This is a genomic window from Variovorax sp. P1_H2, from assembly GCF_056405295.1.
Map to the genome: position 1 here is coordinate 1 of NZ_JBFUCJ010000011.1, position 26,927 is coordinate 26,927.

The 26,927-nt window shown below is 69.4% G+C and carries 31 protein-coding genes; 25 read left to right on the plus strand and 6 right to left on the minus strand.

The window, feature by feature from the left end; genetic code table 11:
• Positions 1-108: 108 nt before the first annotated feature.
• Positions 109-825 carry a phosphoribosyltransferase family protein gene (locus tag AC1D2E_RS06240; RefSeq protein ID WP_478196597.1) on the minus strand — a complete coding sequence of 239 codons (717 nt, stop codon included), beginning with the start codon at positions 823-825 and terminating at the stop codon, positions 109-111.
• 22 nt (positions 826-847) lie between these two features.
• On the opposite strand from AC1D2E_RS06240, the gene AC1D2E_RS06245 reads away from it, so the two are divergent.
• The 8 genes from AC1D2E_RS06245 (at position 848) to AC1D2E_RS06280 (ending at position 7,196) form a co-directional block, all read left to right on the plus strand.
• Complete coding sequence (locus tag AC1D2E_RS06245; RefSeq protein WP_478196598.1) at positions 848-1,762, plus strand: biotin synthase; 915 nt, start codon at positions 848-850, stop codon at positions 1,760-1,762.
• A gap of 123 nt (positions 1,763-1,885) precedes the next feature.
• Positions 1,886-2,362, plus strand: a complete 477-nt coding sequence (locus AC1D2E_RS06250) for a DUF2244 domain-containing protein (protein ID WP_478115831.1) — start codon at positions 1,886-1,888, stop codon at positions 2,360-2,362.
• A gap of 66 nt (positions 2,363-2,428) precedes the next feature.
• Positions 2,429-3,607: a cytochrome c oxidase subunit II gene (coxB, locus tag AC1D2E_RS06255; RefSeq protein WP_478196599.1), complete on the plus strand. Its 1,179-nt coding sequence runs from the start codon at positions 2,429-2,431 to the stop codon at positions 3,605-3,607.
• A gap of 36 nt (positions 3,608-3,643) precedes the next feature.
• Positions 3,644-5,281 (plus strand): cytochrome c oxidase subunit I, encoded by a 1,638-nt coding sequence (ctaD, locus tag AC1D2E_RS06260; protein ID WP_478196600.1) that lies wholly within the window; start codon positions 3,644-3,646, stop codon positions 5,279-5,281.
• A gap of 13 nt (positions 5,282-5,294) precedes the next feature.
• Entirely contained in the window at positions 5,295-5,405 is a 111-nt protein-coding gene (locus AC1D2E_RS06265; RefSeq protein ID WP_478196601.1) for a cytochrome oxidase small assembly protein, read from the plus strand.
• A 19-nt stretch (positions 5,406-5,424) separates the two neighbouring features.
• A complete protein-coding gene (locus tag AC1D2E_RS06270) occupies positions 5,425-6,057 on the plus strand; it encodes a cytochrome c oxidase assembly protein (protein WP_478196602.1) in 633 nt (210 codons plus the stop codon).
• Positions 6,054-6,263: a DUF2970 domain-containing protein gene (locus AC1D2E_RS06275; protein WP_478196603.1), complete on the plus strand. Its 210-nt coding sequence runs from the start codon at positions 6,054-6,056 to the stop codon at positions 6,261-6,263. Before AC1D2E_RS06270 ends, AC1D2E_RS06275 begins: the two co-directional genes overlap by 4 nt.
• 51 nt (positions 6,264-6,314) lie before the next feature.
• The gene (locus AC1D2E_RS06280) at positions 6,315-7,196 is read left to right on the plus strand and encodes a cytochrome c oxidase subunit 3 (protein ID WP_478196604.1); all 882 of its coding nucleotides are present in this window, start codon (positions 6,315-6,317) and stop codon (positions 7,194-7,196) included.
• Between the two features lie 71 nt (positions 7,197-7,267).
• Here AC1D2E_RS06280 and AC1D2E_RS06285 read toward each other — a convergent pair whose 3' ends face one another.
• Entirely contained in the window at positions 7,268-7,489 is a 222-nt protein-coding gene (locus tag AC1D2E_RS06285) for a twin transmembrane helix small protein (RefSeq protein WP_478196605.1), read from the minus strand.
• A 21-nt stretch (positions 7,490-7,510) separates the two neighbouring features.
• On the opposite strand from AC1D2E_RS06285, the gene AC1D2E_RS06290 reads away from it, so the two are divergent.
• From AC1D2E_RS06290 to AC1D2E_RS06315, 6 genes are all read left to right on the plus strand, one after another.
• Complete coding sequence (locus AC1D2E_RS06290) at positions 7,511-8,353, plus strand: SURF1 family protein (RefSeq protein ID WP_478196606.1); 843 nt, start codon at positions 7,511-7,513, stop codon at positions 8,351-8,353.
• Complete coding sequence (locus AC1D2E_RS06295) at positions 8,295-9,020, plus strand: SCO family protein (RefSeq protein WP_478196607.1); 726 nt, start codon at positions 8,295-8,297, stop codon at positions 9,018-9,020. The genes AC1D2E_RS06290 and AC1D2E_RS06295 overlap by 59 nt, the downstream gene beginning before the upstream one ends.
• A 7-nt stretch (positions 9,021-9,027) precedes the next feature.
• On the plus strand, positions 9,028-10,215 hold the full coding sequence (locus AC1D2E_RS06300; RefSeq protein ID WP_478196608.1) for a COX15/CtaA family protein: 1,188 nt from the start codon (positions 9,028-9,030) through the stop codon (positions 10,213-10,215).
• Positions 10,212-11,117, plus strand: a complete 906-nt coding sequence (gene cyoE, locus AC1D2E_RS06305) for a heme o synthase (protein ID WP_478172257.1) — start codon at positions 10,212-10,214, stop codon at positions 11,115-11,117. Before AC1D2E_RS06300 ends, cyoE begins: the two co-directional genes overlap by 4 nt.
• 8 nt (positions 11,118-11,125) lie before the next feature.
• The gene (locus AC1D2E_RS06310; RefSeq protein WP_478172256.1) at positions 11,126-11,731 is read left to right on the plus strand and encodes an SCO family protein; all 606 of its coding nucleotides are present in this window, start codon (positions 11,126-11,128) and stop codon (positions 11,729-11,731) included.
• 123 nt (positions 11,732-11,854) lie between these two features.
• Positions 11,855-12,697, plus strand: coding sequence for a DNA alkylation repair protein (locus AC1D2E_RS06315; RefSeq protein WP_478196609.1), 843 nt, complete (start codon positions 11,855-11,857; stop codon positions 12,695-12,697).
• Positions 12,698-12,748: 51 nt separating this feature from the next.
• Here AC1D2E_RS06315 and rpoH read toward each other — a convergent pair whose 3' ends face one another.
• The 3 genes from rpoH to ftsY form a co-directional block, all read right to left on the minus strand.
• On the minus strand, positions 12,749-13,690 hold the full coding sequence (rpoH, locus tag AC1D2E_RS06320) for an RNA polymerase sigma factor RpoH (RefSeq protein ID WP_478172254.1): 942 nt from the start codon (positions 13,688-13,690) through the stop codon (positions 12,749-12,751).
• A 115-nt stretch (positions 13,691-13,805) separates the two neighbouring features.
• Positions 13,806-14,267, minus strand: a complete 462-nt coding sequence (locus tag AC1D2E_RS06325; RefSeq protein ID WP_478196610.1) for an Mpo1 family 2-hydroxy fatty acid dioxygenase — start codon at positions 14,265-14,267, stop codon at positions 13,806-13,808.
• Positions 14,268-14,343: 76 nt separating this feature from the next.
• Positions 14,344-15,567, minus strand: coding sequence for a signal recognition particle-docking protein FtsY (ftsY, locus tag AC1D2E_RS06330; RefSeq protein WP_478196611.1), 1,224 nt, complete (start codon positions 15,565-15,567; stop codon positions 14,344-14,346).
• A 29-nt stretch (positions 15,568-15,596) separates the two neighbouring features.
• On the opposite strand from ftsY, the gene AC1D2E_RS06335 reads away from it, so the two are divergent.
• The 8 genes from AC1D2E_RS06335 (at position 15,597) to pcp (ending at position 22,904) form a co-directional block, all read left to right on the plus strand.
• Positions 15,597-17,060 carry a M16 family metallopeptidase gene (locus tag AC1D2E_RS06335; RefSeq protein ID WP_478196612.1) on the plus strand — a complete coding sequence of 488 codons (1,464 nt, stop codon included), beginning with the start codon at positions 15,597-15,599 and terminating at the stop codon, positions 17,058-17,060.
• 17 nt (positions 17,061-17,077) lie between these two features.
• Positions 17,078-18,502 carry a M16 family metallopeptidase gene (locus tag AC1D2E_RS06340; protein ID WP_478196613.1) on the plus strand — a complete coding sequence of 475 codons (1,425 nt, stop codon included), beginning with the start codon at positions 17,078-17,080 and terminating at the stop codon, positions 18,500-18,502.
• A gap of 121 nt (positions 18,503-18,623) precedes the next feature.
• Positions 18,624-19,277 (plus strand): RsmD family RNA methyltransferase, encoded by a 654-nt coding sequence (locus AC1D2E_RS06345; RefSeq protein WP_478196614.1) that lies wholly within the window; start codon positions 18,624-18,626, stop codon positions 19,275-19,277.
• A gap of 45 nt (positions 19,278-19,322) precedes the next feature.
• The gene (gene coaD / locus AC1D2E_RS06350; protein WP_286506056.1) at positions 19,323-19,826 is read left to right on the plus strand and encodes a pantetheine-phosphate adenylyltransferase; all 504 of its coding nucleotides are present in this window, start codon (positions 19,323-19,325) and stop codon (positions 19,824-19,826) included.
• Positions 19,819-20,493, plus strand: coding sequence for a 5-oxoprolinase subunit PxpB (pxpB, locus tag AC1D2E_RS06355; protein ID WP_478196615.1), 675 nt, complete (start codon positions 19,819-19,821; stop codon positions 20,491-20,493). The genes coaD and pxpB overlap by 8 nt, the downstream gene beginning before the upstream one ends.
• On the plus strand, positions 20,493-21,533 hold the full coding sequence (locus tag AC1D2E_RS06360; protein WP_478196616.1) for a 5-oxoprolinase subunit C family protein: 1,041 nt from the start codon (positions 20,493-20,495) through the stop codon (positions 21,531-21,533). Before pxpB ends, AC1D2E_RS06360 begins: the two co-directional genes overlap by 1 nt.
• Positions 21,523-22,260: a 5-oxoprolinase subunit PxpA gene (gene pxpA, locus AC1D2E_RS06365; protein WP_478196617.1), complete on the plus strand. Its 738-nt coding sequence runs from the start codon at positions 21,523-21,525 to the stop codon at positions 22,258-22,260. The genes AC1D2E_RS06360 and pxpA overlap by 11 nt, the downstream gene beginning before the upstream one ends.
• Positions 22,257-22,904: a pyroglutamyl-peptidase I gene (gene pcp, locus AC1D2E_RS06370; protein ID WP_478196618.1), complete on the plus strand. Its 648-nt coding sequence runs from the start codon at positions 22,257-22,259 to the stop codon at positions 22,902-22,904. The genes pxpA and pcp overlap by 4 nt, the downstream gene beginning before the upstream one ends.
• A gap of 11 nt (positions 22,905-22,915) precedes the next feature.
• Here pcp and AC1D2E_RS06375 read toward each other — a convergent pair whose 3' ends face one another.
• Entirely contained in the window at positions 22,916-23,626 is a 711-nt protein-coding gene (locus tag AC1D2E_RS06375) for an alpha/beta fold hydrolase (protein ID WP_478196619.1), read from the minus strand.
• A gap of 72 nt (positions 23,627-23,698) precedes the next feature.
• Between AC1D2E_RS06375 and AC1D2E_RS06380 the strand changes: the two genes are divergently transcribed.
• Genes AC1D2E_RS06380 through AC1D2E_RS06390 form a run of 3 tightly spaced genes read left to right on the plus strand, consistent with a single transcriptional unit; the run spans position 23,699 to position 26,863 of the window.
• Entirely contained in the window at positions 23,699-24,373 is a 675-nt protein-coding gene (locus tag AC1D2E_RS06380) for a histidine phosphatase family protein (RefSeq protein ID WP_478174753.1), read from the plus strand.
• 28 nt (positions 24,374-24,401) lie between these two features.
• Complete coding sequence (locus tag AC1D2E_RS06385) at positions 24,402-25,784, plus strand: amidase family protein (protein ID WP_478196620.1); 1,383 nt, start codon at positions 24,402-24,404, stop codon at positions 25,782-25,784.
• 47 nt (positions 25,785-25,831) lie between these two features.
• Positions 25,832-26,863, plus strand: coding sequence for a LacI family DNA-binding transcriptional regulator (locus AC1D2E_RS06390; RefSeq protein WP_478196621.1), 1,032 nt, complete (start codon positions 25,832-25,834; stop codon positions 26,861-26,863).
• Positions 26,864-26,927: the final 64 nt, after the last annotated feature.

Consider the following 26,927-nt stretch of genomic DNA (forward strand, 5'->3'; position numbering starts at 1 on the left):
ACACGCAGTGGGGGAGCGTGGGGGCCAGGCCGGCGCCGGGCCGCCCCAAGGCGGCCTGCGGCCCCCTCGGGGGGGCAGCGACCCACACGCAGTGGGGGAGCGTGGGGGCTAGTCAGGCCGGTCGGTCCGCGCCAGCACGATCGCCGTGATGTGGGCGGCGCCACCGGCGCGCAGCACCCGGGCCGCCGAGAACAGCGAGGCGCCGCTGGTCATCACGTCGTCGACCAGCACCACGCGGCGACCCTGTACCTCCTCGGCGCGCAACGGGTCCAGTGCGAAGGCACCGTGCAGGCTGCGCAGCCGCTCCTTGCGGTCGAGGCCGCTTTGCGCTGCGGTCTCGCGGGTGCGCAGCAGCAGCCCGGGGGCGCATTTGGCGGCGTCCAGCCGCCGCGCCAGCTCGTGGGCCTGGTTGAAGCCGCGCTGGCGCAGACGAATCGGCGCCAATGGCATCGGCAGCAGGAGATCCGCCGCCTCGAGCGCCGGTTCGACCCAGGGTGCGCTCCTGATCAGCGTGGCCAGCGGCCCGGCGCGGCCGGCGTCGCCGAGGAACTTGAATTCCGCGATGCACTGCGGCCAGGGCCAGACGTAGGCACAGGCCGCCAGGCAGGCGTCGAGCGGCGGCGGATGCAGCAGGCACTCGCCGCACGGCGCCGAACCGGGTCCCAGGGGCAGCGCACAGGTGCCGCAGCGCCGGACCGGCGGCGCGAAGCGCCCGACGCAGGCGTCGCAGACCGGCGCCGAAGGCCAGGCCCGGCAGACTGCGCACTGGCTGGGCAGGCGGGCGAGCAGCGACGAGAAAGGCCGTACGGCCCAGCGCTTGAACATCCGTCAATATACTCAGCGGCCCATGCCCACCGACCCCGCACAGCGCCCGCCGACCATCGATGCCACGGCGGCCGCGCGCTGGAGCCGGCTGGCGCCGGCGGTCGAATCCCCCTGGCTGCACGAGGAAATCGGCCGCCGGATGGAAGACCGGCTGCAGTGGATCAAGGCGCAGCCGCGCCATTGGGCCGACTGGGCGCCCTTGCGCGGTGGCCTCGAGGCGCATGCGCTGGTCGCGCGCCGCTACCGCGATGCCGCGCCCTTCGTGATCGAGCCGGAACCGGCACTGGCTGCCGTCACCGCCCGCTCGCTGACCGCCCCCTGGTGGACCGCCCGCCGCTGGCAGGGCGCCCGCCCGAGCTTCGAGCCGCCGCCCGAGGACGGCGTCGACCTGCTGTGGGCCAACATGGCGCTGCACATGGCGGCCGACCCCCAGGCGCTGATCGCCCGCTGGCACCGGGGGGTCGCGACCGATGGCTTCCTGATGTTCTCCTGCTTCGGGCCCGACACCCTGCAGGAACTGCGCGGCCTGCACCGGCGGCTCGGCTGGCCGCCCGCCAGCCACGAGTTCACCGACATGCACGACTGGGGCGACATGCTGGTCGGCGCCGGCTTCGCCGAACCGGTGATGGACATGGAGCGCATCGTGCTGACCTGGGCCAGTGCCGACGCCGCCCTGGCCGAGCTTCGCACGCTGGGACGCAACCTCCATTCGGGACGTTTCCCGGCCTTGCGCGGCAAGGCGTGGCGGCGGGCGCTGGGCGCCGCCCTGCCGGAACTCGCGCCGGCGCCCGAGGGGGGCGGGCGGATCGCCCTGACTTTCGAAATCATCTACGGCCATGCCTTCAAGCCGGCCCCGCGCGTGGCGTTGGCGTCCGAAAGTGCGGTTTCCTTGCGCGAAATGCGTTCCATGCTGCAGCGAGGTCGTGTAGGCAACTGAGTCCGACTTGGCCGACCCGCTACAATTCGCCGCTGCGTGAACTCCCGGGTATTGTCCCGTGATCGAGGCCTGTCCGACCCAAGTTTGACAGCGTGTCGACGCACCGATTTGCTGAACTCGCCCGTGTCGAATTCCGTGTTTCGTTTTGCCACTGTTTCCGGCCAGAGCATCCACTGGTTCCTGAAGCGCAACTGCTCGGTCACGCCGAGCCAGCTCGGCTGGCTGTACGCGTCGCTCTGCGTGGTGTCGCTCGGCATCGGAATGGTCTTCTGGCTGAACGGCGCGCGGCTCGTGCTGCCGTTTGCGTGGCTCGAACTCGCCGCGGTCGGGTTTGCGTTCGTGCTTTATGCGCGGCACGCGACCGATGGCGAGAAGATCGCCTTGCAGGGCGGCAGGCTGGTGGTCGAGCTCGAGAACGGTGGGCACTATGAGCGCACGGAATTCTTGCCGCACCAGGTGCGGGTCGAGCCCCAGGACAGCGATCGCTCGCTGATCGAGGTCTCGGGTCAGGGTCGTTCGGTCAGGGTGGGGCGCTATGTGCGCCCGGAGTTGCGTGCGGCGCTGGCGCGCGAGATTCGCATGGCATTGCGCAGCGCCTGAGGGGGCGATCGCGATGTCGCACCGTGGGGACCGGTGGGGTTAACAGGAAACGAAGAAGTGAACACGATGAAGAGCAATTGGCGGAACAAGATCTGGCCGGCGAATCTGCTGCTGGCGGCCGGCGCGGCGTTCAGCGGCGCGGCGCACGCAGTCAACGACCTGCCCGGCGGCCCGTCGGTGCGTCAATTGAATCTGCCCTTCGGTGTCACGAAGATCTCGCAGGAGCAGCACTTCCTTCACACGGTGATGATGGTGCTCTGCACGGTCATCTTCGTGGCGGTGTTCGCGGTCATGTTCTATTCGATCTGGAAGCACCGCAAGTCGGTCGGCCACAAGGCGGCCAACTTCCATGAATCGGTGGTGGTCGAGGTGATCTGGACCATCGTGCCCTTCCTCATCGTGATCCTGATGGCGCTGCCGGCGACCCGGGTGCTGGTGGCCCAGAAGGACACCACCAACTCCGACCTCACGATCAAGACCACCGGCTACCAATGGAAGTGGGGCTACGACTACCTCAAGGGCGAAGGCGAGGGGCTGTCGTTCATCTCGACGCTCGACAGCTCGCAGCGCGCAATGTCCAACGCCGGCGCCCACGGCGAGATTCCGGACGACTACCTGCTGAAGGTCGACAACCCGCTGGTGGTGCCGGTCAACGCCAAGATCCGCATCATCACCACCGCCAACGACGTGATCCACGCCTTCGCGGTGCCGCAGCTCGGCGTCAAGCAGGATGCGATCCCCGGCTTCGTGCGCGACACCTGGTTCCGGGCCGAGAAGGTCGGCGACTACTACGGCCAGTGCCAGGAGCTCTGCGGCAAGGAGCACGCCTACATGCCGATCCACGTGAAGGTGCTGGCCGCGGCCGACTACACCGCCTGGGTCGACGGCAAGCGCAAGGAAGCCGCCGCCAAGCAGGACGATCCGACCAAGGTCTGGACCCTGCCCGACCTGCTGGCCCGCGGCGAGAAGGTCTACGCGGCCAACTGCGCGGCCTGCCACCAGGCCAATGGCCGCGGCGCCGGCCCGATCAAGGCGCTCGACGGTTCCCCGACCGTGCTCGACGCCGATCACCAGAAGCAGGTCCACGTGGTGCTCAATGGTCAGAACAACGGCGCGATGCCGGCCTGGAAGCAGCTCAGCGACACCGATATCGCTGCGGTCGTGAGCTTCACCAAGAACGCCTGGTCGAACAAGACCGGCCAATTGGTCCAGCCGTCCGAAGTGCTGGCCGAGCGCGCCAAGTAAGCCGGCGCCCACGAAGAGTTTGCAAGGAATACCAAGATGAGCGCAGTCCTCGACCCCCACGGCCACGCACACGGTCACGACGACCATGCCCACGACGACCACCACGGCGCGCCGGCCGGCTGGCGCCGCTGGGTGTTCGCGACCAACCACAAGGACATCGGCACGCTGTACCTGCTGTTCTCGTTCACGATGCTGATGGTCGGTGGCGTGCTCGCGCTCCTGATCCGCGCCGAGCTGTTCCAGCCCGGCCTGCAGCTGGTGAACCCCGAGCTGTTCAACCAGTTCACCACCATGCAYGGCCTGATCATGGTGTTCGGCGCCATCATGCCGGCCTTCGTGGGCTTCGCAAACTGGATGATCCCGCTGCAGATCGGCGCATCCGACATGGCGTTCGCGCGCATGAACAACTTCAGCTTCTGGCTGCTGATCCCGGCGGCGCTGATGCTGGTGGGTTCGTTCTTCATGCCCGGCGGCGCGCCCGCCGCGGGCTGGACGCTCTACGCGCCGCTCACCCTGCAGATGGGCCCCTCGATGGACGCCGGCATCTTCGCGATGCACATCATGGGCGCCTCGTCGATCATGGGCTCGATCAACATCATCGTCACCATCCTGAACATGCGCGCCCCAGGCATGACGCTGATGAAGATGCCGATGTTCTGCTGGACCTGGCTCATTACCGCCTACCTGCTGATCGCCGTGATGCCGGTGCTCGCCGGCGCCATCACGATGACGCTGACCGACCGCCACTTCGGCACCAGCTTCTTCAACCCCGCCGGCGGCGGCGACCCGGTGATGTACCAGCACATCTTCTGGTTCTTCGGCCACCCCGAGGTCTACATCATGATCTTGCCGGCCTTCGGCATCGTCAGCCAGATCGTGCCGGCCTTCTCGCGCAAGAAGCTGTTCGGCTACGCCTCGATGGTGTACGCCACCTCGTCGATCGCGATCCTGTCGTTCATCGTCTGGGCGCACCACATGTTCACGACCGGCATGCCGCTCACCGGCCAGCTGTTCTTCATGTACGCGACCATGCTGATCGCCGTGCCCACGGCCGTGAAGATCTTCAACTGGGTCGCTACCATGTGGCAGGGCTCGATGACCTTCGAGACCCCGATGCTGTTCGCGGTCGGCTTCATCTTCGTGTTCACGATGGGCGGCTTCACCGGCCTGATCCTGGCAGTCGCGCCGATCGACACCCAGCTGCAGGACACCTACTACGTCGTCGCCCACTTCCACTACGTGCTGGTGGCCGGCTCGCTGTACGCGATGTTCGCGGGCTACTACTACTGGGCGCCGAAGTGGACCGGCGTGATGTACAACGAAGCACGCGGCAAGATCCACTTCTGGTGGTCGCTGATCTCCTTCAACATCACCTTCTTCCCGATGCACTTCCTGGGCCTGGCGGGCATGCCGCGCCGCTATGCCGACTACCCGATGCAGTTCGCCGACTTCAATGCGGTGGCCAGCGTCGGCGCTTTCGCCTTCGGCCTGGCTCAGGTGTACTTCTTCTTCTTCATCGTCCTGCCGACCATGATGGGCAAGGGCGAGAAGGCTTCGCAGAAGCCCTGGGAAGCAGCTGAAGGCCTCGAGTGGGAAGTCCCCTCGCCGGCACCGTTCCACACCTTCGAGACCCCGCCGCGGCTGGACCCCACCGCGACCAAGGTGATCGGCTGACGCGCAGCACGAGATGACTCCCGAACAGAAGAGGAACAACCGCCGCATGGGGCTCACGCTGGCCTCGATCGCGCTGCTGTTCTTCATCGGCTTCATCGTTCGCATGGTCTGGATCGGCCGCTAGGGCCGGGGACTGCATCGCCATGGGCATCGGTCAACGCATCCGCCGCGAGAACGTCCGCATGGTCGGCAAGCTGGCCGTTGTCGCGGCCGGCATGTTCGCCTTCGGCTATGCGCTGGTGCCGCTCTATCGCGCCATCTGCGAGATGACCGGCATCAATATCCTGGCCCTGTCGGAGCTGCAGGTGCCGGGCGGCGCCAGCGGCGGCGACAAGGTCCGCGTGCCCGACAACACCCAGGTCGACATGAGCCGCACCATCACGGTCGAGTTCGATGCCAACGTGCGCGGCCTCTGGGATTTCAAGCCCGCGCAGCGTTCGATGGAAGTCCATCCGGGCCAGCTCAACACCGTGATGTACGAGTTCCAGAACGTGCAGAACCGCCGCATGGCGGCCCAGGCGATCCCGAGCTATGCGCCGCAGCAGGCCGCACCGTACTTCAACAAGCTCGAGTGCTTCTGCTTCAACCAGTACACGCTCGACCCTGGCGAGAAGAAGCAGTGGCCGGTCGCCTTCGTGATCGACCCGAAGATCTCCAGGGACGTGAAGACGATCACGCTGTCGTACACCTTCTTCGAGGTCGGTGGCAAGACGCCGGCGGCGCCGGTGGCCGCCAATGCGGCAGTCGCCGTGCCCGCGACGGAGCCGCGCTCGTGAGCACGCCGGATGTCGCACGCAAGGGCTCGTTGTGGCACACGGTGAAGACCGTGGGCTGGTCGTTCCTCGGCATCCGCAAGAAGAGCGGCTACCAGGACGATCTCGCCAAGGTCAACCCGCTGCACATCATCGCCGTGGCCTTCGTGGCCGTCGCCCTGTTCGTGGCCGCGCTGATTCTGCTGGTGCGCTGGGTGGCCACCGCCTGATGAACAGAATCCCACAGAAAATGAAGCCAGAGAAGAAAGCCAGGACCTGATATGAGCTCAACCACCCACGGCAGCACGCCTTACTACTTCGTGCCCGCGCCATCGGCCTACCCGGTCATGGCCGCGACCGGCCTGCTCTTCGTCATCCTGGGCGCGGCCCAGTGGATCAACGGCCACCAGTGGGGCGCCTGGTCGCTGCTGGCCGGCATGATCATCTGGCTCGGCACGCTTTTCGCCTGGTTCAGAACCTCGATCCGCGAAAGCGAAGGCGGCCTGTACGGCCACAAGGTCGACCTCTCGTTCCGCTGGAGCATGAGCTGGTTCATCTTCTCCGAGGTGATGTTCTTCGGCGCCTTCTTCACCGCGCTGTGGTGGGCCCGCACCCACGCGCTGCCTTCGCTCGGCAGCCTCGACAACGCGCTGCTGTGGCCCGACTTCAAGGCGGTCTGGCCGACCGCGGCCGTCGGCGTGACCGGCTCGCCGGCCGGCACCGTCGAGCCCTTCCAGACCGTCGGCCCGTTCTGGCTGCCGACCATCAACACCGCGCTGCTCCTGAGCTCCGGCGTCACGCTGACGATCGCCCACCACGCGCTGCGTGCCGGTCATCGCGCGCAGAGCGTGCGCTTCATGTGGCTGACCGTGCTGCTCGGCTTCAGCTTCCTGAGCGTCCAGGGCTACGAATACCACCACCTGTACACCGAGCTGAACCTCAAGCTGAGCTCGGGCGCCTACGGCTCGACCTTCTTCATGCTGACCGGCTTCCACGGGCTGCACGTGTTCATCGGCATGCTGATGCTGTTCTTCATCACCTTGCGTCTGCGCAGGGGCCATTTCACGCCGGAGCGCCATTTCGGCTTCGAGGGCGCGGCCTGGTACTGGCACTTCGTCGACGTGGTGTGGCTCGGCCTGTACTTCCTGGTCTATTGGCTTTGAGCATCGGCGACGGCAAAACAAAAAAGCGCCGCAAGGCGCTTTTTTCATGGTTCTCCTGGAACGAGCATCATCTACTTGCCGATCGGCAGGCCCCCTGGCTGGATGTAGCCGAGCTTCCACGCCAGCAGGACGCAGAGGAACAAAACGACCGACAGCGCGATCCGAACCGTGAGCGCGCGCGCCATGCCGCCGCTCTTGGCGCGGCCGTCGCGCCCGTCCCTCAGCATGAAGAACAGCGCCACCGCAAGACTCGCCAGGATGCCCAGGAAGGCGAGGGCGACAAGATATTTCATGACCCACATTATCGGCCGCCAGTGCCGCCCCCTCCCTTGAACGCGGACTTCGGGGAACCGGACAGTCCCCGGCGCGCCGGCCGCTTCTGGTTCGTCACCGCGGTCGCTCTGCTGACGCTCGCCGCCACGGTCTCGCTGGGCCGCTGGCAGCTGTCGCGCGCGGCGCAGAAGGAAGCCATCCAGGCCGAGATCGACGCCCAGAAGAGCCTTCCGCCGCTCGACCAGCAGGCATTCCTGGCCCTCGGAGACGCCTCTGCCGCCATGCACCGCCCGGTTCGCCTGCGTGGGCTCTGGCTGTCGCCGCACACGGTCTATCTCGACAACCGGCAGATGCACGGCGTGCCCGGCTTCTACGTGCTGACGCCCTTCGCCCTCGAAGGCACCGAGCAGACCGTCCTGATCCAGCGCGGCTGGATCCAGCGCAACTTCACCGACCGGGCCCAGCTGGGCGCTGTCGAGACGCCGAGCGGCCTGGTCGAGGTCACGGCCCGGATCGCGCCGCCGCCGGCCCACCTGCTGGAGCTGGGCAAGGCCGATGCGCCGGCGTCCGCCGCGTCGGCGCCGGCGCCTGCGAGCGCCGCCACGCCTGAAGCCGTGGGGTCTTCGCGCATCCGGCAGAATCTCGGTCTCGAAGCGTTCCGCGCCGAAACCGGGCTGCCGCTGCGGACCGACGTCTCGCTGCAGCAGATCGGGCCGGCTTCCGAGGGCCTTCAGCGCGATTGGCCGGCCCCTGCGCTGGGTGTCGAAAAGCACTACGGCTATGCATTCCAGTGGTTCGGCCTCTCGGCTCTCGTGGTACTCCTCTATGTCTGGTTCCAACTCATCGCCCCCTTCCGCCGCGCACGCCTTGCCCGCCGCAGCTGACGAGCCGCTCGGCCTGACCGTGCACTCGATGCCGTCGCCGCGCCATGCGCTGGCGGGCGCCGAGGGCCGGCGAACGGTCCAGGGCCGATGGAAGATGGTCTTCGTGCTGCTGTGCTGCGCGGCGCCGGTGATCGCCTCCTACTTCACCTACTACGTGGTGCGTCCCGAAAGCCGAAGCGTCTACGGCGAGCTGATCGATCCTCAGCGCCCGCTTCCGAACGTCGCGGCCACACTGCCGGACGGCAAGACGCTGCGCCTGCCTTCGCTCAAGGGCCAGTGGCTGCTGCTGTCGGTGGCCGATGCCGCTTGCGACGCCCTCTGCGAGCAGCAGCTCTACCTGCAGCGCCAGTTGCGCGAGAGCCTGGGGCGCGAGAAAGACCGGCTCGACCGCGTCTGGCTGGTCAGCGACGACCAGCCGCTGCCCGAGCGCCTGGCCAACGGCTTGCGCGGCGCGACCGTGCTGCGCCTGCCGGCGGCCGACATCGCCAGATGGCTGCCTGGGGCCGCGGGCCATGCGCCGGCGGAGCACCTCTTCGTGGTCGACCCGCTGGGCAACCTCATGATGCGATTCCCGGCCCGCATGGATGCCGCCGGCGCCAGCCGGGGCAAGCGCGACCTCGACCGCCTGCTGCGCGCTTCCTCGTCCTGGGACGAGGCCGGCCGCTGATCCCGCCATGGACGCCAGTTCGCTCTACGACCTCAAGCCGATCGCCTGGCTGCTGGCGGTGGGCGTGCTGCTGGCCCTCGGCCCGCTGATCTGGGTCTGGCGCCGCAATGCCGGCGCCGGTGCCGCGCGCCGGCTGCATGCGCTGACCGTGCTCACCCTGTTCCTGACCTTCGACCTGACCCTGTTCGGCGCCTTCACGCGCCTGAGCGATTCGGGCCTGGGCTGCCCCGACTGGCCCGGCTGCTATGGCAACGCCAGCCCGGTCGGCGCCCGCCACGACATCGCGATGGCGCAGGCCGCGCAGCCGACCGGGCCCGTGACACACGGCAAGGCCTGGGTCGAGATGGTCCACCGCTATCTCGCCACCGGCGTCGGCTTCCTGATCCTGGTGCTGGCGATCGCCACCTGGGTGGTGCGCCGCCGCCAGCGACAGGCCGACCATCGCGGAGAGCGCGCGCTGAGCGCCTGGTGGCCGGCGGCGACGCTGGCCTGGGTCTGCCTGCAGGGTGCCTTCGGCGCCCTGACCGTGACCTGGAAGCTGTTCCCCGCCATCGTCACGCTGCACCTGATGGGCGCGGTCGTGCTGCTGGCGCTGCTGTGCATCCAGGCGGTGCGCTACCAGCAGGCGGCGCTGCAGCGCCTGCCGACGGCCCTGCCGTCGGCGCTGCGCACCTTGCTGATCGCCACCACCGTGCTGCTGGGCCTGCAGATCGCGCTGGGCGGCTGGGTCAGTACCAACTATGCCGTCCTGGCCTGCACGCAGTTCCCGATCTGCCAGGACAGTTGGTGGCCGCCGATGGACTTCGCGCAAGGCTTCGAGATCTGGCGCCATCTGGGCGAGACCGGCGCCGGCGCCCCGATCGATTTCACCGCGCTCACCGCGATCCACTATGCGCACCGGCTGATGGCCTATCTCGTGTTCGTCGCCGTCGGCCTGCTGGCCTGGCGGCTGCGCCGCGTCGCGCCGCTGCGGGCCCAGGCGCGCTGGCTCGGCGGTCTCGCGCTGCTGCAGCTTGCCAGCGGCCTCGGCAACGTGCTGCTCGGCTGGCCGCTCGCGGCGGCGCTGCTGCACACCGGCGGCGCCGCCGCGCTGGCGGTGGTGCTGACCTGGACCCTCTGCGAAAGCCGTCGCGCGGGCGCACACAGCGCCGCCGGCGCCGGCAGACGCGTACCTACCATGGAGGTGGCCCAATGAGCGCCCCCGTTTCCGTCCCCGCCCAGACCACCGCCAGCGTGCTGCGTCAGTTCTATGCGCTGACCAAGCCGCGGGTGGTTCAACTGATCGTCTTCTGCGCCCTGATCGGCATGGTGCTCGCCGTGCCCGGCGTGCCGACCTGGGCCGACCTGCAGCAGGGCGCGCTGGCCTGCCTCGGCATCTGGCTGGTCGCCGGTGCCGCGGCCGCCTTCAACTGCCTGGTCGAGAAGGGTATCGACGCCAAGATGAAGCGCACCGCCTGGCGGCCGACCGCGCGCGGGCAGCTGAGCGACAAGCAGGCGCTGATCTTCTCGGCGGCGCTGTGCGCGGCCGGCTCGGCGCTGCTCTGGTTCACGGTCAACCCGCTGACCATGTGGCTGACCTTCGCCACCTTCGTCGGCTACGCGGTGGTCTATACCGTGATCCTGAAGCCGCTGACGCCGCAGAACATCGTGATCGGCGGCGCCTCGGGCGCGATGCCGCCGGTGCTCGGCTGGGCCGCCATGTCCGGCGATGTCGGTCCCGAGGCGCTGATCCTGTTCCTGATCATCTTCCTGTGGACGCCGCCGCACTTCTGGGCCCTGGCCCTGTACCGGGTCGAGGACTACCGCAAGGCGGGCCTGCCGATGCTGCCGGTAACGCATGGCAACGAATTCACGCGGCTGCAGGTGCTGCTCTACACCTTCATTCTGTTCGCGGCCTGCCTGATGCCCTTCATCTACGGCATGAGCGGGTGGCTGTACCTGGTGGTCGCGATCGGCGTCAGCATCGGCTTCACCGGCTATGCCTTCGCGCTGTGGCGCAACTACTCCGATGCGCTGGCGCGCAAGACCTTCCGTTTCTCGCTGATCCACCTGAGCGTGCTGTTCGCGGGGCTGCTGGTCGACCACTACCTCCAATGACCCCATCCATGAACAAGCGGCAAGCGCTCCGGACCCTGGCCTGGACCGGCGTCGCCGCGGTCGCCGGCCTGCATCTCGCGGCCTGTACCGAGGCCAAGCCCAGCTTCCACGCGGTCGACATCACCGGCGCCGACTACGCCCGCGATTTTTCCCTGACCGACGCCGACGGCAAGCTGCGCACGCTGGCCGACTTCAAGGGCAAGGCGGTGGTGCTGTTCTTCGGCTACGCCCAGTGCCCCGACGTCTGCCCGACCACCATGAGCGAGATGGCGCAGGTCAGGCAGCAGCTGGGCGCCGACGGCGACAAGCTGCAGGTGGTGTTCGTCACGGTCGATCCGGCCCGCGACACGCCGGAGGTCATGAAGGCCTACATGGGGGCCTTCGACCCGTCCTTCATCGCCTTGATCCCGACCCCGGACCAGCTCGCGGCGTTGGCCAAGGACTTCAAGGTCTACTTCAAGAAGGTCGACGGCAAGACGCCGACCAGCTACTCGATGGACCACTCGGCGGCGAGCTTCGTCTACGACCCGCAAGGCCGGCTGCGCCTGTATGCGCGCTATGGCGCCGGCGTGGCGCCGATGGTCGAGGATCTCAAGGTCCTGCTCAAGTCATGAGCGCCGCCCGGCCGCCCGAAGGCGCTCGCACCGCAGTGCGAAGCACGGAGGTTGCCTTATGAGCGCCGCGCCGGGCCGCCCCAAGCAAGCCCGCACCGCAGTGCGGAGAACGGAGGTTGCCCTATGTGCGCCGTGGTCTCGCTCGATCACCTGAAGCATCGCAAGGGAGCCTTCCGCATCGCGCTGATCCCGCCGGAGGTGCTGGAGGCGCTCAACGACGGCCTGCTCGAGACCGTCAACCTCAACGAGTTCATGGCGCTGGAACTGCCCCGGCTGGCGCGCGGCGTGGCCGCGCAGATCGGGCTCGATGCGGCCAGCGAGCGCCTGCTCGACACCTTCGCGATGCTGGGCGCCTTCAAGCCGATGCAGCGGCACGGCCACGTCGCGCGGGCGCTCTACGACCTGACGGCGGTGCATCCGGAGCGCGATGCGGTGGCGCACCGGCTGGCCACCCACCCGAGCGACGTGGCGCGCTGCTGGGCGACGCAGTGGATCCCGATGTCGGGGCTGGCGCTGCCCGAGCAGCTGGCAGCGGCTCGCCGCTTTGCCGCCGATCCGCATTTCGGCGTCCGCGAGATGGCCTGGATGGGCGTGCGCGAAGCGACCATCCGCTCGCTCGAGCAGGCCCTGGCGCTGCTGCAGCCCTGGACCGCCGACCCGGACCCGAACATCCGCCGCTTCGCCAGCGAACTGACCCGTCCGCGCGGCGTCTGGTGCGCCCAGATCGAGCGCCTCAAGGCCGAGCCCTGGCTGGCCTTGCCGCTGCTGGAGCCGCTGAAGGCGGACAGCAGCCGCTACGTCCAGAACTCGGTCGCCAACTGGCTCAACGACGCCAGCCGGACGCAGCCGGACTGGGTAGAAGCGACCTGCGCGCGCTGGCTGGCCGAAAGCGATGCGGCCGAAACCCGCTACATCGCGCGCCGGGCATCGAGGACGCTGGCGAAGCGGGCGCCCGAGGCGGCCTGACAAAGAAAAAGCCCGGCACAGGGCCGGGCTTGTTGCGAAGGGAGGGCGGGGTCAGGCGTACTCGGCCAACGCTTTTTTCATCTTCTTCATCGCCGCCACTTCGATCTGGCGAATGCGCTCGGCGCTCACGCCATAGACCGCGGCCAGGTCGTGGAGCGTCATGCCGCCCGAGCCGTCGTCGTTGACCTTGAGCCAGCGCTCTTCGACGATGCGGCGGCTGCGGTCGTCCAAAGCCTCCAGCGCGGTCGAGATGCCATCGGTCGACAACCGGTCGCGTTGCCGCGATTCGATCTGGGCGGTTGGCTCCTGCGTCGCGTCGGCCAGGTAGGCGATCGGGCCGAAGCCTTCGTCGCCGTCGTCGGACGGGCTCGGATCGAGCAGCACGTCGCCGCCCGAGAGCCGGGTTTCCATCTCGAGCACTTCCTCGGGCTTCACGTTGAGCCGGGTCGCCATCTGCGAAACCTCGTCCGGGCTCAGCGTGTCGCGGTGGGTGCCGCCGTCCGCTGCGGCCGAATCGGCCTTGAAGCCCTGCTTCATGGAACGCAGGTTGAAGAACAGCTTGCGCTGGGCCTTGGTCGTCGCGACCTTGACCATGCGCCAGTTCTTCAGGATGTACTCGTGGATCTCGGCCTTGATCCAGTGCATGGCGTAGCTGACCAGCCGCACGCCCTGGTCGGGATCGAAGCGCTTGACGGCCTTCATGAGGCCGACGTTGCCTTCCTGGATCAGGTCGCCATGCGGCAGCCCGTAACCAAGATATTGGCGAGAGATGGATACAACAAGACGCAGATGCGACAAGATGAGCGCACCGGCGGCTTCGAGGTCGTTGTCGTCGCGCAGCTTGCGCGCAAAGCCCTGCTCTTCTTCGAGCGTCAGCAGCGGCAGCCGGTTGGCTGCAGAGATGTAGGCGTCCAAGTTACCCAGCGAGGGCACCATCGACCACGGGTTGGCGACGGCAAGCTGGTTGGCAGAGGCTCCAGACAGTGTTGTCATTGGGGAAACTCCTTCGTTCATAGCCATATTAGCACTCGATTAGAGGGAGTGCTAAGCTAAGGGTTCCCCCTTATTTTCTATGGGGTCGATAGCCAGGCGGGCCTGTCCGGCAGGCCTACCAGCGGATGCCGAGACGCTCGAAGACCTTGGACAGCACGAACAGCGGGCCGACCCAGAGGTATTGGAGGTCTTCGAAGAAGGAGGGTTTCCTGCCTTCGATCTTGTGGCCGATGAACTGGAAGATCCAGGCCACCACGAAGATGACGGCGGACACCGGCAAGACAAGGCCGCCCATCGCATGCACCAGCGCCAGCAGCGCGACCGTGCCGACGAGCATGGTCGCCAGGAAGGCCGGGGAGCGCAGGGTCGCGTAGTAGACCAGGCTGGCGGCGACGAAGGCGTAGGCGACCCAGGGATGGAGGGCGAACAGCAGCCCGACGATGCTCAGCATGATCGCCGRGATGGCGACCATGTGGATCGCCTCGTTGGTCGGATGGCGGTGGCTCTCGCCGTAGTGGGCGAGCAGGCGATCGACCTTGCGGTCGGCGTCGGCGAGCGGGGCGGCTGCGGTGTCCATGCGGGTCTCCTGGGGGCCTCTTGGCGGGCACCGACCATGATGCCAGAGCGCCTCCAGGCGCACAAACCCCGCCGGGCTAGCCGAGCAGGGCCTGGGCGAATTCCCGGGCGTCGAAGGTTTCCAGGTCTTCGAGCTTTTCGCCGACACCGATGAAATAGACCGGGATCGGCCGCTCGCGCGCGATCGCGCACAGCACGCCGCCCTTGGCCGTGCCGTCGAGCTTGGTCACGACCAGGCCGGTCAGGCCCAGTGCCTCGTCGAAGGACTTGACCTGCGCCAGCGCGTTCTGGCCGGTGTTGCCGTCGATCACCAGCAGCACCTCGTGCGGCGCCGTGGGGTCGGCCCGGTTGACGACCCGCTTGATCTTCTTGAGCTCGTCCATCAGGTGGATCTGGGTCGGCAGCCGGCCGGCGGTGTCGACCAGCACCACGTCCTTGCCGCGTGCCTTGCCCGCGTTGACCGCGTCGAAGCTCACGGCGGCCGGGTCGCCGCCTTCCTGGCTCACGATCTCGACCGTGTTGCGGTCGGCCCAGACCAGCAACTGCTCGCGCGCCGCAGCACGGAAGGTGTCGGCCGCCGCCAGCAGCACCGAGGCGCCCTCGTTGGCCAGGTGCTTGGTGAGCTTGCCGATCGAGGTGGTCTTGCCGGCACCGTTGACGCCGGCGACCATGATCACGGTCGGCGTGTGCTCGCCGATCACCAGCGACTTCTCCAGCGGCCGCAGCAGGTCCGTGATGGCGTCGGCCAGCAGCAGCTTGACCTGCGCCGCGTCGGTCGCCATCTGGCTCTTGACGCGGCGGCGCAGGTCTTCCAGCAGATGTTCGGTGGCCTTGACGCCGGTGTCGGCCATCAGCAGCGCTTCTTCGAGCTCCTCGTACAGCGCGTCATCGATCTGGGCATTGACGAAGGCGGCGGTGATCGAGTTGCCGGTCTTGCGCAAGCCGTTCCTGAGCTTGCCGAGCCAGCCGCTGCGCTCGGGGGCGGGTGCAGGGGCGGGCGCGGGAGGCGGCGGCGGTACAGGCGGCGGCGCGGGAACCGGCACCGGCTCGGCCGGTGCGGCGACCGGCGCGACCGGAGAGGGCGCGGGAACTGGCGTCGGAGTCGGCGCGGCCACGGGTGGCGCAGGCGCTGGCGGAGGCGGAACCGGTGGCTCCGCCGGCGCAGCCTTGCCGCCGAACCAGCTGGAAGGCGAAAAGACCGATTTCGGCGCAGCCGCCGGCATTTCGGCTGGCGGGGCCGCGGGCTCGGGAGCCGGCGCCGGGCTCTCGACCGCAGGTTTTTTCTTGAAGAAACTGAACATTGGGCGCTTTTTACAATCCGAGCCATTCTATGAAACACCCCTTGCCACGCCGCGCTGCGTCGGGTGCGGTGCTGGCTTCGGTGCTGATCGCGCTGTCGAGCCTGCCTGCCCTGGCCCAGGACGCCCCTCCCCCCGCCGCTTCGTCGAGCGCCGCCACGGCGGCGATTCCGGCCCGGCAATTCACGCTTTCCAACGGCATGACCCTGATTGTCAAGCCCGACCGGCGGGCCCCGACCGCGGTCCAGATGCTCTGGGTCCGGGTCGGGTCGATGGACGAAGTCGACGGCACCTCGGGCATCGCGCACGTGCTCGAGCACATGATGTTCAAGGGCAGCAAGAACCTCAAGCCGGGCGAGTTCTCGCGCCGCGTGGCCGGTCTCGGCGGCCGCGAGAACGCCTTCACCACCCGCGACTACACCGGCTACTACCAGCAGATTCCGGTCGATCAGCTGGAGCAGGTCATGAAGCTGGAGTCCGATCGTTTCGCCAGCAACCAGTGGCCCGACGACGAATTCAAGCGCGAGATCGAGGTGGTCAAGGAGGAGCGCCGGATGCGCACCGACGACCAGCCGCGCGCGCTGCTCGGCGAGCAGCAGAACGCGGCCATCTTCACCGCCTCGCCCTACCACCGCCCGGTGGTCGGCTGGATGAGCGACCTGGAGTCGATGACGCCGGCCGATGCCCGCGCCTTCTTCCAGGCCTGGTACGTTCCGTCCAACGCGGCGATCGTGGTGGCCGGCGACGTCGATGTCGACAAGGTGCGGGCCCTGGCCGAGAAGTACTACGGCTCGATCCCGGCGCGTGCGGTGCCCCCGCGCAAGCCGCGCACCGAGCCCGCGCAGCGCGGCGTGCGCCGCGTCGAGTTCAAGGCACCGGCCGAGCAGGCCTACGTGTCGCTGGCCTTCCGTGCGCCGCAGATCGCAACGGGCGACCAGTTCGACGCTGCCGCCAAGAACGACGCCTATGCGCTGGTGGTGCTCTCGGCCCTGCTCGACGGCTATGCCGGCTCCCGGCTCGACCGCGCGCTGACCCAGGGGCCCGACCGCGTGGCCGATTCGGCCGGCGCCTATGCGGGTTTCGCCGGCCGTGGGCCGCAGCTCTTCGTGCTCGAGGGTGTGCCGGCCGCGGGCAAGACCCCCGAGGCGCTCGAGGCCGCGCTGCGCGCCGAGGTTGCGAAGGTCGCGCGCGAAGGCGTCGGCGCGGCCGAACTGGCCCGCGTCAAGACGCAGTGGGTGGCCAGCGAGACCTACAAGCGCGACTCGGTGATGGCGCAGGCGCGCGAGCTCGGCAGCAACTGGGTGCAGGGCCTGCCGCTGGACGCCAGCGAACGGATCATCGCGAAACTGCGGGCGGTGACGGCCGAGCAGGTGCAGGCGGTGGCCGCCAGGTACTTCGGCGACGACCAGATGACGGCCGCCACCCTGCGGCCGCTGCCGCTCGAACCCAACCGCCGCCCGCGCGGCTTTGCAGCGCCCGCGGGCGAGCTGCGTTGAACCAAGGCTGCATCCCGATGATCGATTCACGACGTTTCAAGCTGCGCGGCCTCCTGGCTGGCGCGGCGCTTTCTCTGGCCGTTGCCGCCCAGGCCGCCATTCCGATCCAGCACTGGAGCCTGCCGAACGGTGCCAAGGTCTACCTGGCCGCCACCCAGGCACTGCCGATCGTCGATGTCGAGGTCGACTTCGATGCCGGCGGGCGGCGCGATCCGCCGGCTCAGGCCGGCCTCGCCTCGGTGACGGCGGGCATGGTCGAGAAGGGCGTTCGCGCAAATGGCAGTCCCGCCGCCGGGCCGCCCCAAGACGGGACAGCCCCCTCGGGGGGCAGCGAGGACAGGTCAGTGGCGAGCGTGGGGGGCTATGAACCGGCGCTCGACCAGAATGCGCTCGGCGAGGCCTGGGCCGACCTCGGCGCGAATTTCGACGCCAGCGCCGGCACCGACCGCGCCAGCTTCACGCTGCGCACGCTGTCCGACCCGGCGCTGCTCGACAAGGCGGTGCGGCTCGCGGCGCGCGAGATCGGTGAGCCGGCATTCCCGGAAGATGTGTGGAAGCGCGAGCGCGAGCGCCTCAGCGCCTCGATCCGCGAGGCCAACACCAAGCCCGCGACCCGGGTCGAGCGGAGCTTCGCGCATGCCGTCTACGGTGCCCATCCCTACGGCCTCGAAACCACCGAGGCCACGCTGGCGAAGATCGACGTGGCGGCGATGCGCGCGCACTACGAGCGCCTGATCGTCCCCTGCCGCGCCAAGATCAGCATCGTCGGCGCGGTCACGCGCGCGCAGGCCGAAGGCATCGCCACCACGCTGCTGTCGAGGCTGCCGGCCGGTGGCGCCTGCGCCGAGCTGCCGGTCGTGCCCGAAGTGCAACCGCTGGCGGCACCCAGGGACGAGCGCATTCCCTTCGACTCGGCGCAGGCCCATGTGCTGATCGGCCAGCCCGGCTACCGCCGTGCCGACCCCGATCATTTCGCGCTGACGCTCGGCAACTACGTGCTCGGGGGCGGCGGCTTCGTCTCTCGCCTGACCGAACAAGTGCGCGAGAAGCGCGGGCTGGCCTACAGCGTCTACAGCGGCTTTTCGCCGGGGCTGCACGCAGGCGCCTTCCGCATCGGTTTCCAGACCCGGCCCGACCAGGCCGCCGAAGCGGTGAAGGTGTCGAACGAGGTGCTGGCGAAATTCGTCGCCGACGGCCCGACCGCGGCCGAACTCAAGGCCGCCAAGGACAACCTGGTCGGCGGCTTTCCGCTGCTGCTGGACAGCAACCGCAAGCTGCTCGGCAATGTCGCGAACATCGCCTGGAACGATCTGCCGCTCGACTACCTCGACACCTGGACCGCGCGCGTCAATGCGATCACCGTGGCCGACGTCAAGGCCGCGTTCGCCCGCAAGCTGCAGCCCGAGAAGATGGTGACGGTGGTGGTGGGCGGCAAACCTTGAGGCCCCCACTCTCGCACTTCGTGTACTCGCTGCCCCCCGAGGGGGCGCAGACCGGCTTGGGGCGGCCCGGCGCCGGCCTGAGCGGCGGCCCCGGGCGCCCGGCTGCCGTTAAGCTCCGGGTGTGAAAACGAAGCCCCGAACCCCCGCGCCCGCGGTGCCCACGAAGCCGAGCAAGCTCGCCAAGGCGCCCCATTTCGTCCGCATCATCGGCGGCCGGTGGAAGCGAACCCGCCTCGCGGTCGCCGACAAGCCCGGCCTCCGGCCGACCCCCGACCGGGTGCGCGAAACCCTCTTCAACTGGCTCGCCAGCCTGGCCGGCGCCGGCGGCGGCGAGCTGCCGGGCTGGCAGTGCGTCGATGCCTTCGCCGGCACCGGCGCGATCGGCCTCGAAGCCGCCTCGCGCGGCGCCGCCTCGGTGCTGCTGTGCGAGCAGGACCCGGCGCTGGTCGCCCAATTGCAGGCGCTGAAGACCAAGCTCGGCGCCGACGCGGTGCGCATCGAGCGCGGCAACGGCGTCACGGCGCTCGAGCGCGTGCCGGCCGGCAGCCTGCATGCGGTGTTCCTGGACCCGCCGTTCGAGAACGCGGTCCTGTACGAGCCGGCCTTGCGCGCGGCCCTGCGGGCCCTGCGGCCCGAGGGCGTGATCTACCTGGAGGCGGCTCGGCGCTGGAGCGACGACGAACTCGCCGAGCGCGGCCTCGCGGCCTACCGCTACCTGAAAGCCGGCGCGGTGCACGCCCATCTTCTCCAGCCGGCGGCGAACGCCGCTGCATAATCCGCCGAACCGTGCCACCAGGGCCGAATCAGGAGGAAGCAAAGCATGTCCAGCAACGTGATCGCGGTGTATCCCGGCACCTTCGACCCCATGACGCTAGGCCACGAGGATGTGGTGCGCAGGGCGACCCAACTGTTCTCCCGGGTCATCGTCGCGGTGGCGGCGGGACACCACAAGAAGGCTTTGTTCACGCTGCAGGAGCGCATCGACATGGCGCGCGACGCGGTCAAGCCCTACAGCGACCAGGTCACGGTCGAGAGCTTCTCGGGCCTCCTGCGCGACTTCGTGGTGGCGCGCGGCGGCAAGGCGATGGTGCGCGGCCTGCGCGCCGTGACCGACTTCGACTACGAATTCCAATTGGCCGGCATGAACCGCTCGCTGATGCCCGAGGTCGAGACCGTGTTCCTGACGCCCAGCGACAAGTACCAGTTCATTTCGAGCACCTTCGTCCGCGAGATCGCGATGCTGGGCGGCGAGGTCGACAAGTTCGTCTCGCCCAACGTCCAGGACAGCCTGCTCGCCAAGGTCCGCAGCCTCGGTCGTGAATGAGCGCCGCGTGAGCGAGGCGCCGCTCAGGCTGCATTCGCTGGGCGAGGCAGCCCTGGTGTGCGAGCTGCCGGCGCCCGCCACGCTGGCGCAGCAGCAGCGGATCTGGGCACTGGCCGCCGAAGCGCTGCGGTGGCGCGGGGTGCAGGAGGCGCTGCCGGGCATGAACAACCTGAGCCTGCTGTTCGATCCGGCCCAGATCGACGTGGTCGAGCTCGAGATGCAGGTGCTGTCGGCCTGGCCGCAGTTGGCCGCGGCCGGCATCCAGGGGCGCCGCATCGAGATTCCGGTCGCCTATGGCGGCGAGTCCGGTCCCGATCTGGCCGAGGTCGCCCGCCACACGGGCTTGTCTCCGGCCGAGGTCGTGAAGCGCCACAGTGCGGGCGACTATGTGGTGTACCTGCTCGGCTTCCTGCCGGGATTCGCCTTCATGGGCGGGCTGCCGCCGGAGCTCGCGACGCCGCGCCGCAGGGAGCCGCGGCTGGCGGTGCCGGCGCGCTCGGTGGGCATCGGTGGCGAGCAGACCGGCATCTATCCGCTGGTCTCGCCGGGCGGTTGGCAACTGATCGGCCGCACGCCGCTGGAGATGTTCGATCCGGGCGCGGCCGAGCCGACCCGGCTGCGGCCCGGCGACCAGGTGCGCTTCGTGGTCGAAAGCATGACGCTTTGATGGCGGCCGGCACCGGACTCACGGTCCTGCGACCGGGCATGCTGGCCTCGGTGCAGGACCTTGGCCGCCCGGGCCATCGCCACCTCGGCATCTGCCCGGGCGGAGCGCTCGACACCCTGGCGATGACGCTGGCCAATCGCCTGGTCGGCAACCCCGATGGCGCCGCCGGAATCGAGCTCACGATGGGCGGCTGCGCGATTCGCTTCGAGACCGCCACGCGGATCGCGATCACCGGCGACGATTTCGGCGCCACGCTCGACGGTGTGGCGCTGTGGCCGAACTGGAGCCTGCCGGTGGCTGCCGGGCAGGTGCTCGCGCTGGCCGGAGCCAACCGATCACCGCTCAAGGCGGGGCTGAGGACCTGGCTGGCGGTGGCGGGTGGCATCGACGTGCCGGTGATCCTCGGTTCGCGCAGCACCGACCTCAAGGCCGGGTTCGGCGGCCTCCAGGGGCGGGCGCTGAAGAAGGGCGACAAGCTGATGCTCGGCGCCTCGGCACTCGATGCGCAGCAGCTGGCGCGCAGCCCCTTCGGTGTCCGCGGCCCTGCGCCGCGCCTGGATGGCGATCGTGCGACCTTGCTGCGCGTCATGCCGGGCCCCGAGTTCGGGCAGTTCACGATCGCCTCGCGCGAGGCGATGTGGGGCGGCTCCTGGCGAATCACGCCGCAGAGCAACCGCATGGGCAGCCGGCTCGAGGGCTTCGAGCTCAAGCGCCGGCGCGCGGTCGACATGCTGTCCTCGGGGGTGATCCCGGGCACGATCCAGGTGCCGCCCTCGGGTCAGCCGATCATCCTGATGGGCGATGCCCAGACGACGGGCGGCTATCCGCGCATCGGCGTGGTGATCCGCGCCGACCTCTGGAAGCTGGCCCAGGCCCCGCTCAATGGCCGCCTGCGCCTGCAGCAGGTGGATTCGGCCGAAGCCCTTGCTGCCTGGGACGAGCGCCGGCGCTACCTGGCGCAGGTGGCGCAAGGCCTGGGGTCCGCAGGCTGGGCCGTGCCGGCGCAGAATCCGGCCCAAGGAGAAAGCCATGCAGATTGACCTCAACGCCGACCTCGGCGAAGGATGCGCCAACGACGAGGCCTTGCTGGGCCTGGTGAGTTCGGCCAACATCGCCTGCGGCTGGCACGCCGGCGACGCCCGCACCATGCAGCAGTGCGTGCGCTGGGCGATCGCCAACGGCGTCGCGATCGGTGCCCATCCGAGCTTCCCGGACCGCGAGAACTTCGGCCGCAGCACCATGAACCTGCCGCCCGACGAGATCGTGGCCGGCGTGCTCTACCAGATCGGCGCACTGGCGGCGATCGTCAGGGCCGAGGGCGGCAAGCTGGCCCACGTCAAGCCGCATGGCGCTCTCTACAACCAGGCGGTCAAGGAGCCGGCGCTGGCCGAGGCGATCTGCGAAGCGGTGCGCCGCTTCGATCCCTCGCTGCGCTATTTCGGGCTGGCGGGCAGCGGCATGATCGGCGCCGCCGAGCGCGCCGGCCTGGTGCCGGTGGAAGAGGTCTTCGCCGACCGCGGCTACATGCCCGACGGCAGCCTGGTGCCGCGCAGCCAGCCGGGCGCCCTGATCGACGACGAAGAGGCCTCGCTGGCGCAGACCTTGTCGCTGGTGCGCGACCACCGGGTGCGTGCGATCGACGGCAGCCTGGTGGCGGTGAACGCGCAGACCGTCTGCCTGCACGGCGACGGCCCGCACGCACTGGCCTTCGCGCGCCGCATCCGCGCGCGGCTGGCGGCCGAAGGCATCGCGGTGGCGGCGACGTGAACGTCCTGCTGACAGGCTTCGAGCCCTTCGAGCAGGAGGCGGTCAATCCGTCCTGGGAAGCGGTGCGCGCGCTCGATGGCTGGCGCCCCGAGGGCGCCGTGGTGCATGTGCGCTGCATCTCGTGCGTGTTCGGTAGCGCCCTGCGCGAACTCGACGCCGCGATCGACGAACTGCAGCCGCAGCTGGTGCTGGCCGTCGGCCAGGCCGGCGGCCGCAGCGAGCTGACGCCCGAGCGGGTGGCGATCAATGTCGACGACGGCCGCATCTGCGACAACGCCGGCTGCCAGCCGATCGACACCCCGGTGGTGGCCGGCGCGCCTGCGGCCTACTTCTCGACCCTGCCGATCAAGGCCATGGTGCGCGACCTGCGCGCCGCGGGCATTCCGGCCGCGGTGTCGAACACCGCCGGCACCTTCGTCTGCAACCACCTGTTCTTCGGCCTGATGCATCGGATCGCGATCCGGCCGGTGGCAGGAATGCGCGGCGGCTTCATCCACATTCCCTATCTGCCCGAGCAGGTGGCGCAGCGGCCGGGGCTTCCGAGCATGGCGCTGGCCACCGTGGTCGCCGGGCTGCGCATCGCGATCGCCACGGCGCTCGTGGTTCGCGACGATGTACGCGAAACCGGCGGCCAGTTGCACTGACCCCCGGGTGGTCAAGGTTTCTCGACCCAGCGCTGCAGCCAGGGGCCGAGCGTCGCATTGACGAACTCGGGCCGCTCCATCGTGAGCATGTGGCCGCACTGCGCGACCCAGACCAGCTCGGCCTGCGGGATCAGCGCGGCGATTTCGCGCGAGCATTCGGGCGGCGTCAGCCGGTCGTCGTCGCCGCACATCACGAGCACCGGGCAGCGCAAGCCGGGCAGGTGGGAGCGGGCGTCGGGACGCGCCATCAGCGCCCGGTTCTGCCGCACCAGCTGCGGCGCGCCGGCGTCGAGCACCAGGTCGACGTAGCGCCGCAGCAGTGCCGCGTCGCCGGCGCGCGAACGATGGAAGGCGAAGCCGGCGTTGAGCTCGATGACGTCGCGGGCCTCGCCGTTCTCGAAGAGTTCGATGGCCGAACGCCGCAATTCATACATCTCGGGCGTCTCGGCGCGGGCATTGGTGCCGAGCAGCGCCAGGCCGGCGATGCGGCCTGGCGCCTGCCGCGCGACCTCCATCGCGACCATGCCGCCCATCGATGCGCCGCAGAGGATCAGCGGCCCGGGGTTCTCGGCCAGCACGGCGGCGGCCATGGTTTCGATGCGGTCGTGGCGCATGTGGGCGTCGGTCACGCGCACATCGAGGGCGGGGGGCAGGGCGGGCCGCTGGGCCTCCCAGAGGCGTTCGTCGCAGGCGAGGCCGGGCAGCAATACGAGACTTGGCATGTCCGGATTCTCGGCGAAGCGGGCGCCGCCGTATGCCCGGCACGCGCTGCGGGGGAGAATGGAGCCCAGCCTATGCCCAACACCACCGAACTCATCCTGATCCGCCACGGCGAGACCGACTGGAACCGCGAGTTGCGCTTCCAGGGCCACATCGACGTTCCCCTCAACGACATGGGCCACGAGCAGGCGCGCCGGCTCGGACTGCGCCTGGCCGGCGAGCCGGTGCAGCAGCTCATCAGCAGCGACCTGATGCGGGCGCAGCAGACCGCGACGCCGGCGGCGCGCCAGCTCGAGCTCGAGATCCTCACCACGGTCTCGCTGCGCGAGCAGCACTTCGGCATCGTCGAAGGCATGCGCGCCGACGAGATCCAGACCCTGCACCCGCGGGCCTGGGAGGACTGGCTGCAGTTCCGCGAGGACCATGCGATGCCCGAGGGCGAATCGCCGCGCCAGTTCCATGCCCGCATCATCGCGGCGCTGGGCCGCATCGCGACTGCACACACCGGGCAGAAGCTGCTGGTGGTCACGCATGGCGGCGTGCTCGACATGGTCTGGCGGACCGCGCGCGGACTGGGGCTCAATGGACCGCGTCAGAGCGACATCCCCAATGCCGGCTTCAACCGGATCCGCATTGCCGATGCCGCGCAGCCCGAGCAGATTGAGATCGTCGACTGGGCCGACACGCGGCACCTGGCGGACCTGCCGGCGCAGCCGACCTACGACCAGAGCCGGCACCTGAAGAAGTAGCCGTGTGAAACCCGCCGGACCGATGCCCATGGACTACGCGACCGCCCGAGAACTCGTCGCGGCGCTGCAAGCCGGAACGACCTCGGCCGTCGCCCTGCTGGAGCGATCGGTCGCGCGCATCGAGCGACTCGACCCCGCGCTCAATGCCGTGGTGGTGCGCGATTTCGAGCGCGCCCGCGAGGCGGCCCGGGCCGCCGATGCGGCGCTGGCGCGCGGTGAACGCCGCCCGCTGCTGGGCGTTCCCGTCACGGTCAAGGAAGCCTTCAACGTCGAGGGCCTGCCGACCACCTGGGGCATTCCGGGCACGGGGCAGCCGGCTGCGGCCGAAGACGCGGTGCTGGTCCGGCGCCTGAAGGCGGCCGGTGCCGTCGTTCTCGGCAAGACCAACGTCGCGATGCAACTGGCCGACTGGCAGTCCAGCAATCCGGTCTACGGCACCACGAACAATCCGTGGGACCTGGCGCGCACGCCGGGGGGCTCGTCCGGCGGCGGCGCGGCCGCGTTGGCGGCGGGCTATGTCTCGCTCGAGTTCGGCTCCGACCTGGTCGGTTCGCTGCGCGTGCCGGCCCATTTCTGCGGCGTCTTCGCGCACAAGCCCACGCACGGCCTGGTGCCGATGCGCGGCAGCGCGCCGCCGGGCACGCCGGCGCTGTCGGCGGATCCGGCGGTCGACCTCGCCGTGGTCGGCCCGATGGCGCGCAGCGCCGCCGACCTCGCGCTGGCGCTCGATGTGGTCGCCGGTCCCGACGATGCGGAAGCGATCGCCTACCGGCTGGCGCTGCCGCCCGCGCGCCACGCCGCGCTCGCCGATTTCCGCGTGCTGCTGCTCGACGAGCATCCGCTGGTGCCGACCTCGAAGGCGGTACGTTCGGCCCTGCAGCACCTCGGCGAAGCACTCGAGCGAGCCGGCTGCCGGGTCGGCCGTGGCAGCCCGCTGCTGCCGGACCTGGCGCGGGTTGCATCCTTGTGGGGCCAGCTGCTGTGGGCGCAACTGGGTGCCGACATGCCGGGCGTCGAAGCCGGCATCAGCCACCGCGACTGGATCCACGCGGACCGCGTGCGCGCCAGCATCGCGCACCGGTGGCGCGCGTTCTTCGCGCAGTGGGATGTGGTCTTGTGCCCGGTCGCGCCGACACCGGCCTTCGCCCATGACCAGGGCGAGATGGAGGCGCGGCGGCTGCGCGTCGACGACCGCGAGATCGCCTACAAGGACCAGTCCCCCTGGTCCAGTCTCGCGACGCTGACCGGCCTGCCCGCGACCGTCATGCCGATCGGGCGGAGCGACGAGGGGCTGCCGGTCGGCATGCAGATCATCGGCCCCTACCTGGAAGATCGCACGACGATCGCCTTCGCCGAGGCCGTGGAGCGCGCGCTCGGCGGATTCGTGGTGCCACGGGGCTACGATGCCTGAGGCATGCGGCCGTTCGGTAGCGCTACCGTGCGCCTAGAATCTGCAGCATGAGCAGCGAGCAGCCCCCCGCCCGACGTGCCCGCCGCGGCAGCGGTGCGGTCACGCTGCACGATGTCGCCAGGCTCGCGGGCGTGGCGCCGATCACCGCCTCGCGGGCGCTGAGCTCGCCCCGGCAGGTGTCGGCCGAGGTGCTGAAGAAAGTCACGGCCGCGGTCGAGCGCACCGGCTACGTGCGCAACGTGCTGGCCGGCGGGTTGGCGTCCACCCGCAGCCGGCTGGTCGCGGCCGTGGTGCCGACGATCGCCGGCCCGGTGTTCCTGCAGACCGTGCAATCGCTGACCCAGGCGCTGGCCGAACGCGGCTACCAGCTGATGCTGGGCCAGAGCGGCTACGTCGATTCGCGCGAGGACGCGCTGCTCGAAGCCATCATCGGCCGCCGCCCCGACGGCATCGTCCTGACCGGCATCATGCATTCACCCGAGGGGCGCAAGCGGCTGCTCGCTGCCGGCATCCCGGTGGTCGAGACCTGGGACCTGACGCCGACGCCGCTCGACATGCTGGTGGGCTTCTCGCACCCCGCCGTCGGCCGCGCGGTGGTCGAATTCCTCCATGCCCGGGGCCGGCGCCGGCTGGCGGTCGTCGCGGGCGACGACGAGCGCGCCTTCCGGCGGCTGCAGGCCTTCCAGGAAGCCGCACGCAGCACCGGGCTGCCCGAGGTGGCGGTGGTTCGGGTGCCGGCGCCGACGACGCTGAAGAGCGGCCGCACGGCGCTGGCGCAGCTGCTGCGCGACGCGCCCGGCATCGACGCCGTGTTCTGCAGTTCGGACTTGCTGGCGCTCGGCGTCATGACCGAGGCACAGGCGCGCGGCGTGGCCGTGCCCGGCCAGGTGGCGGTGGTCGGTTTCGGCGACCTCGAATTCGCCGCCGACCTGCATCCCGCACTGACGACGGTGCGCATCGACGGCACGGCCATCGGCCGCCAGGCCGCCCAGTTCATCGTCGACCGGGCGGAGGGTCGGCAAGTCGGGCCACGGGTGGTGGACATCGGCTTCTCGATCGTCGAGCGCGAGAGCGCCTGATCCGTACAAACCCCTAGTTGATTTTGATTCCTTCCTGGGACGGTAGCGCTATCATTCGTTTATC

Coding starts and splice junctions, on each gene's coding strand:
- AC1D2E_RS06270 (WP_478196602.1), top strand. CDS start 5,425: ATGGGCATCGGTCAACGCATCCGCCGCGAGAACGTCCGCATGGTCGGC.
- AC1D2E_RS06240 (WP_478196597.1), bottom strand. CDS start 825: ATGTTCAAGCGCTGGGCCGTACGGCCTTTCTCGTCGCTGCTCGCCCGC.
- AC1D2E_RS06360 (WP_478196616.1), top strand. CDS start 20,493: ATGGCGGCCGGCACCGGACTCACGGTCCTGCGACCGGGCATGCTGGCC.
- AC1D2E_RS06340 (WP_478196613.1), top strand. CDS start 17,078: ATGATCGATTCACGACGTTTCAAGCTGCGCGGCCTCCTGGCTGGCGCG.
- AC1D2E_RS06295 (WP_478196607.1), top strand. CDS start 8,295: ATGTCTGGTTCCAACTCATCGCCCCCTTCCGCCGCGCACGCCTTGCCC.
- coxB (WP_478196599.1), top strand. CDS start 2,429: ATGAAGAGCAATTGGCGGAACAAGATCTGGCCGGCGAATCTGCTGCTG.
- AC1D2E_RS06315 (WP_478196609.1), top strand. CDS start 11,855: ATGTGCGCCGTGGTCTCGCTCGATCACCTGAAGCATCGCAAGGGAGCC.
- cyoE (WP_478172257.1), top strand. CDS start 10,212: ATGAGCGCCCCCGTTTCCGTCCCCGCCCAGACCACCGCCAGCGTGCTG.
- AC1D2E_RS06300 (WP_478196608.1), top strand. CDS start 9,028: ATGGACGCCAGTTCGCTCTACGACCTCAAGCCGATCGCCTGGCTGCTG.
- AC1D2E_RS06265 (WP_478196601.1), top strand. CDS start 5,295: ATGACTCCCGAACAGAAGAGGAACAACCGCCGCATGGGGCTCACGCTG.
- AC1D2E_RS06390 (WP_478196621.1), top strand. CDS start 25,832: ATGAGCAGCGAGCAGCCCCCCGCCCGACGTGCCCGCCGCGGCAGCGGT.
- pxpA (WP_478196617.1), top strand. CDS start 21,523: ATGCAGATTGACCTCAACGCCGACCTCGGCGAAGGATGCGCCAACGAC.
- AC1D2E_RS06385 (WP_478196620.1), top strand. CDS start 24,402: ATGGACTACGCGACCGCCCGAGAACTCGTCGCGGCGCTGCAAGCCGGA.
- AC1D2E_RS06280 (WP_478196604.1), top strand. CDS start 6,315: ATGAGCTCAACCACCCACGGCAGCACGCCTTACTACTTCGTGCCCGCG.
- ftsY (WP_478196611.1), bottom strand. CDS start 15,567: ATGTTCAGTTTCTTCAAGAAAAAACCTGCGGTCGAGAGCCCGGCGCCG.
- AC1D2E_RS06375 (WP_478196619.1), bottom strand. CDS start 23,626: ATGCCAAGTCTCGTATTGCTGCCCGGCCTCGCCTGCGACGAACGCCTC.
- AC1D2E_RS06310 (WP_478172256.1), top strand. CDS start 11,126: ATGAACAAGCGGCAAGCGCTCCGGACCCTGGCCTGGACCGGCGTCGCC.
- coaD (WP_286506056.1), top strand. CDS start 19,323: ATGTCCAGCAACGTGATCGCGGTGTATCCCGGCACCTTCGACCCCATG.
- AC1D2E_RS06285 (WP_478196605.1), bottom strand. CDS start 7,489: ATGAAATATCTTGTCGCCCTCGCCTTCCTGGGCATCCTGGCGAGTCTT.
- AC1D2E_RS06245 (WP_478196598.1), top strand. CDS start 848: ATGCCCACCGACCCCGCACAGCGCCCGCCGACCATCGATGCCACGGCG.
- AC1D2E_RS06380 (WP_478174753.1), top strand. CDS start 23,699: ATGCCCAACACCACCGAACTCATCCTGATCCGCCACGGCGAGACCGAC.
- rpoH (WP_478172254.1), bottom strand. CDS start 13,690: ATGACAACACTGTCTGGAGCCTCTGCCAACCAGCTTGCCGTCGCCAAC.
- AC1D2E_RS06335 (WP_478196612.1), top strand. CDS start 15,597: ATGAAACACCCCTTGCCACGCCGCGCTGCGTCGGGTGCGGTGCTGGCT.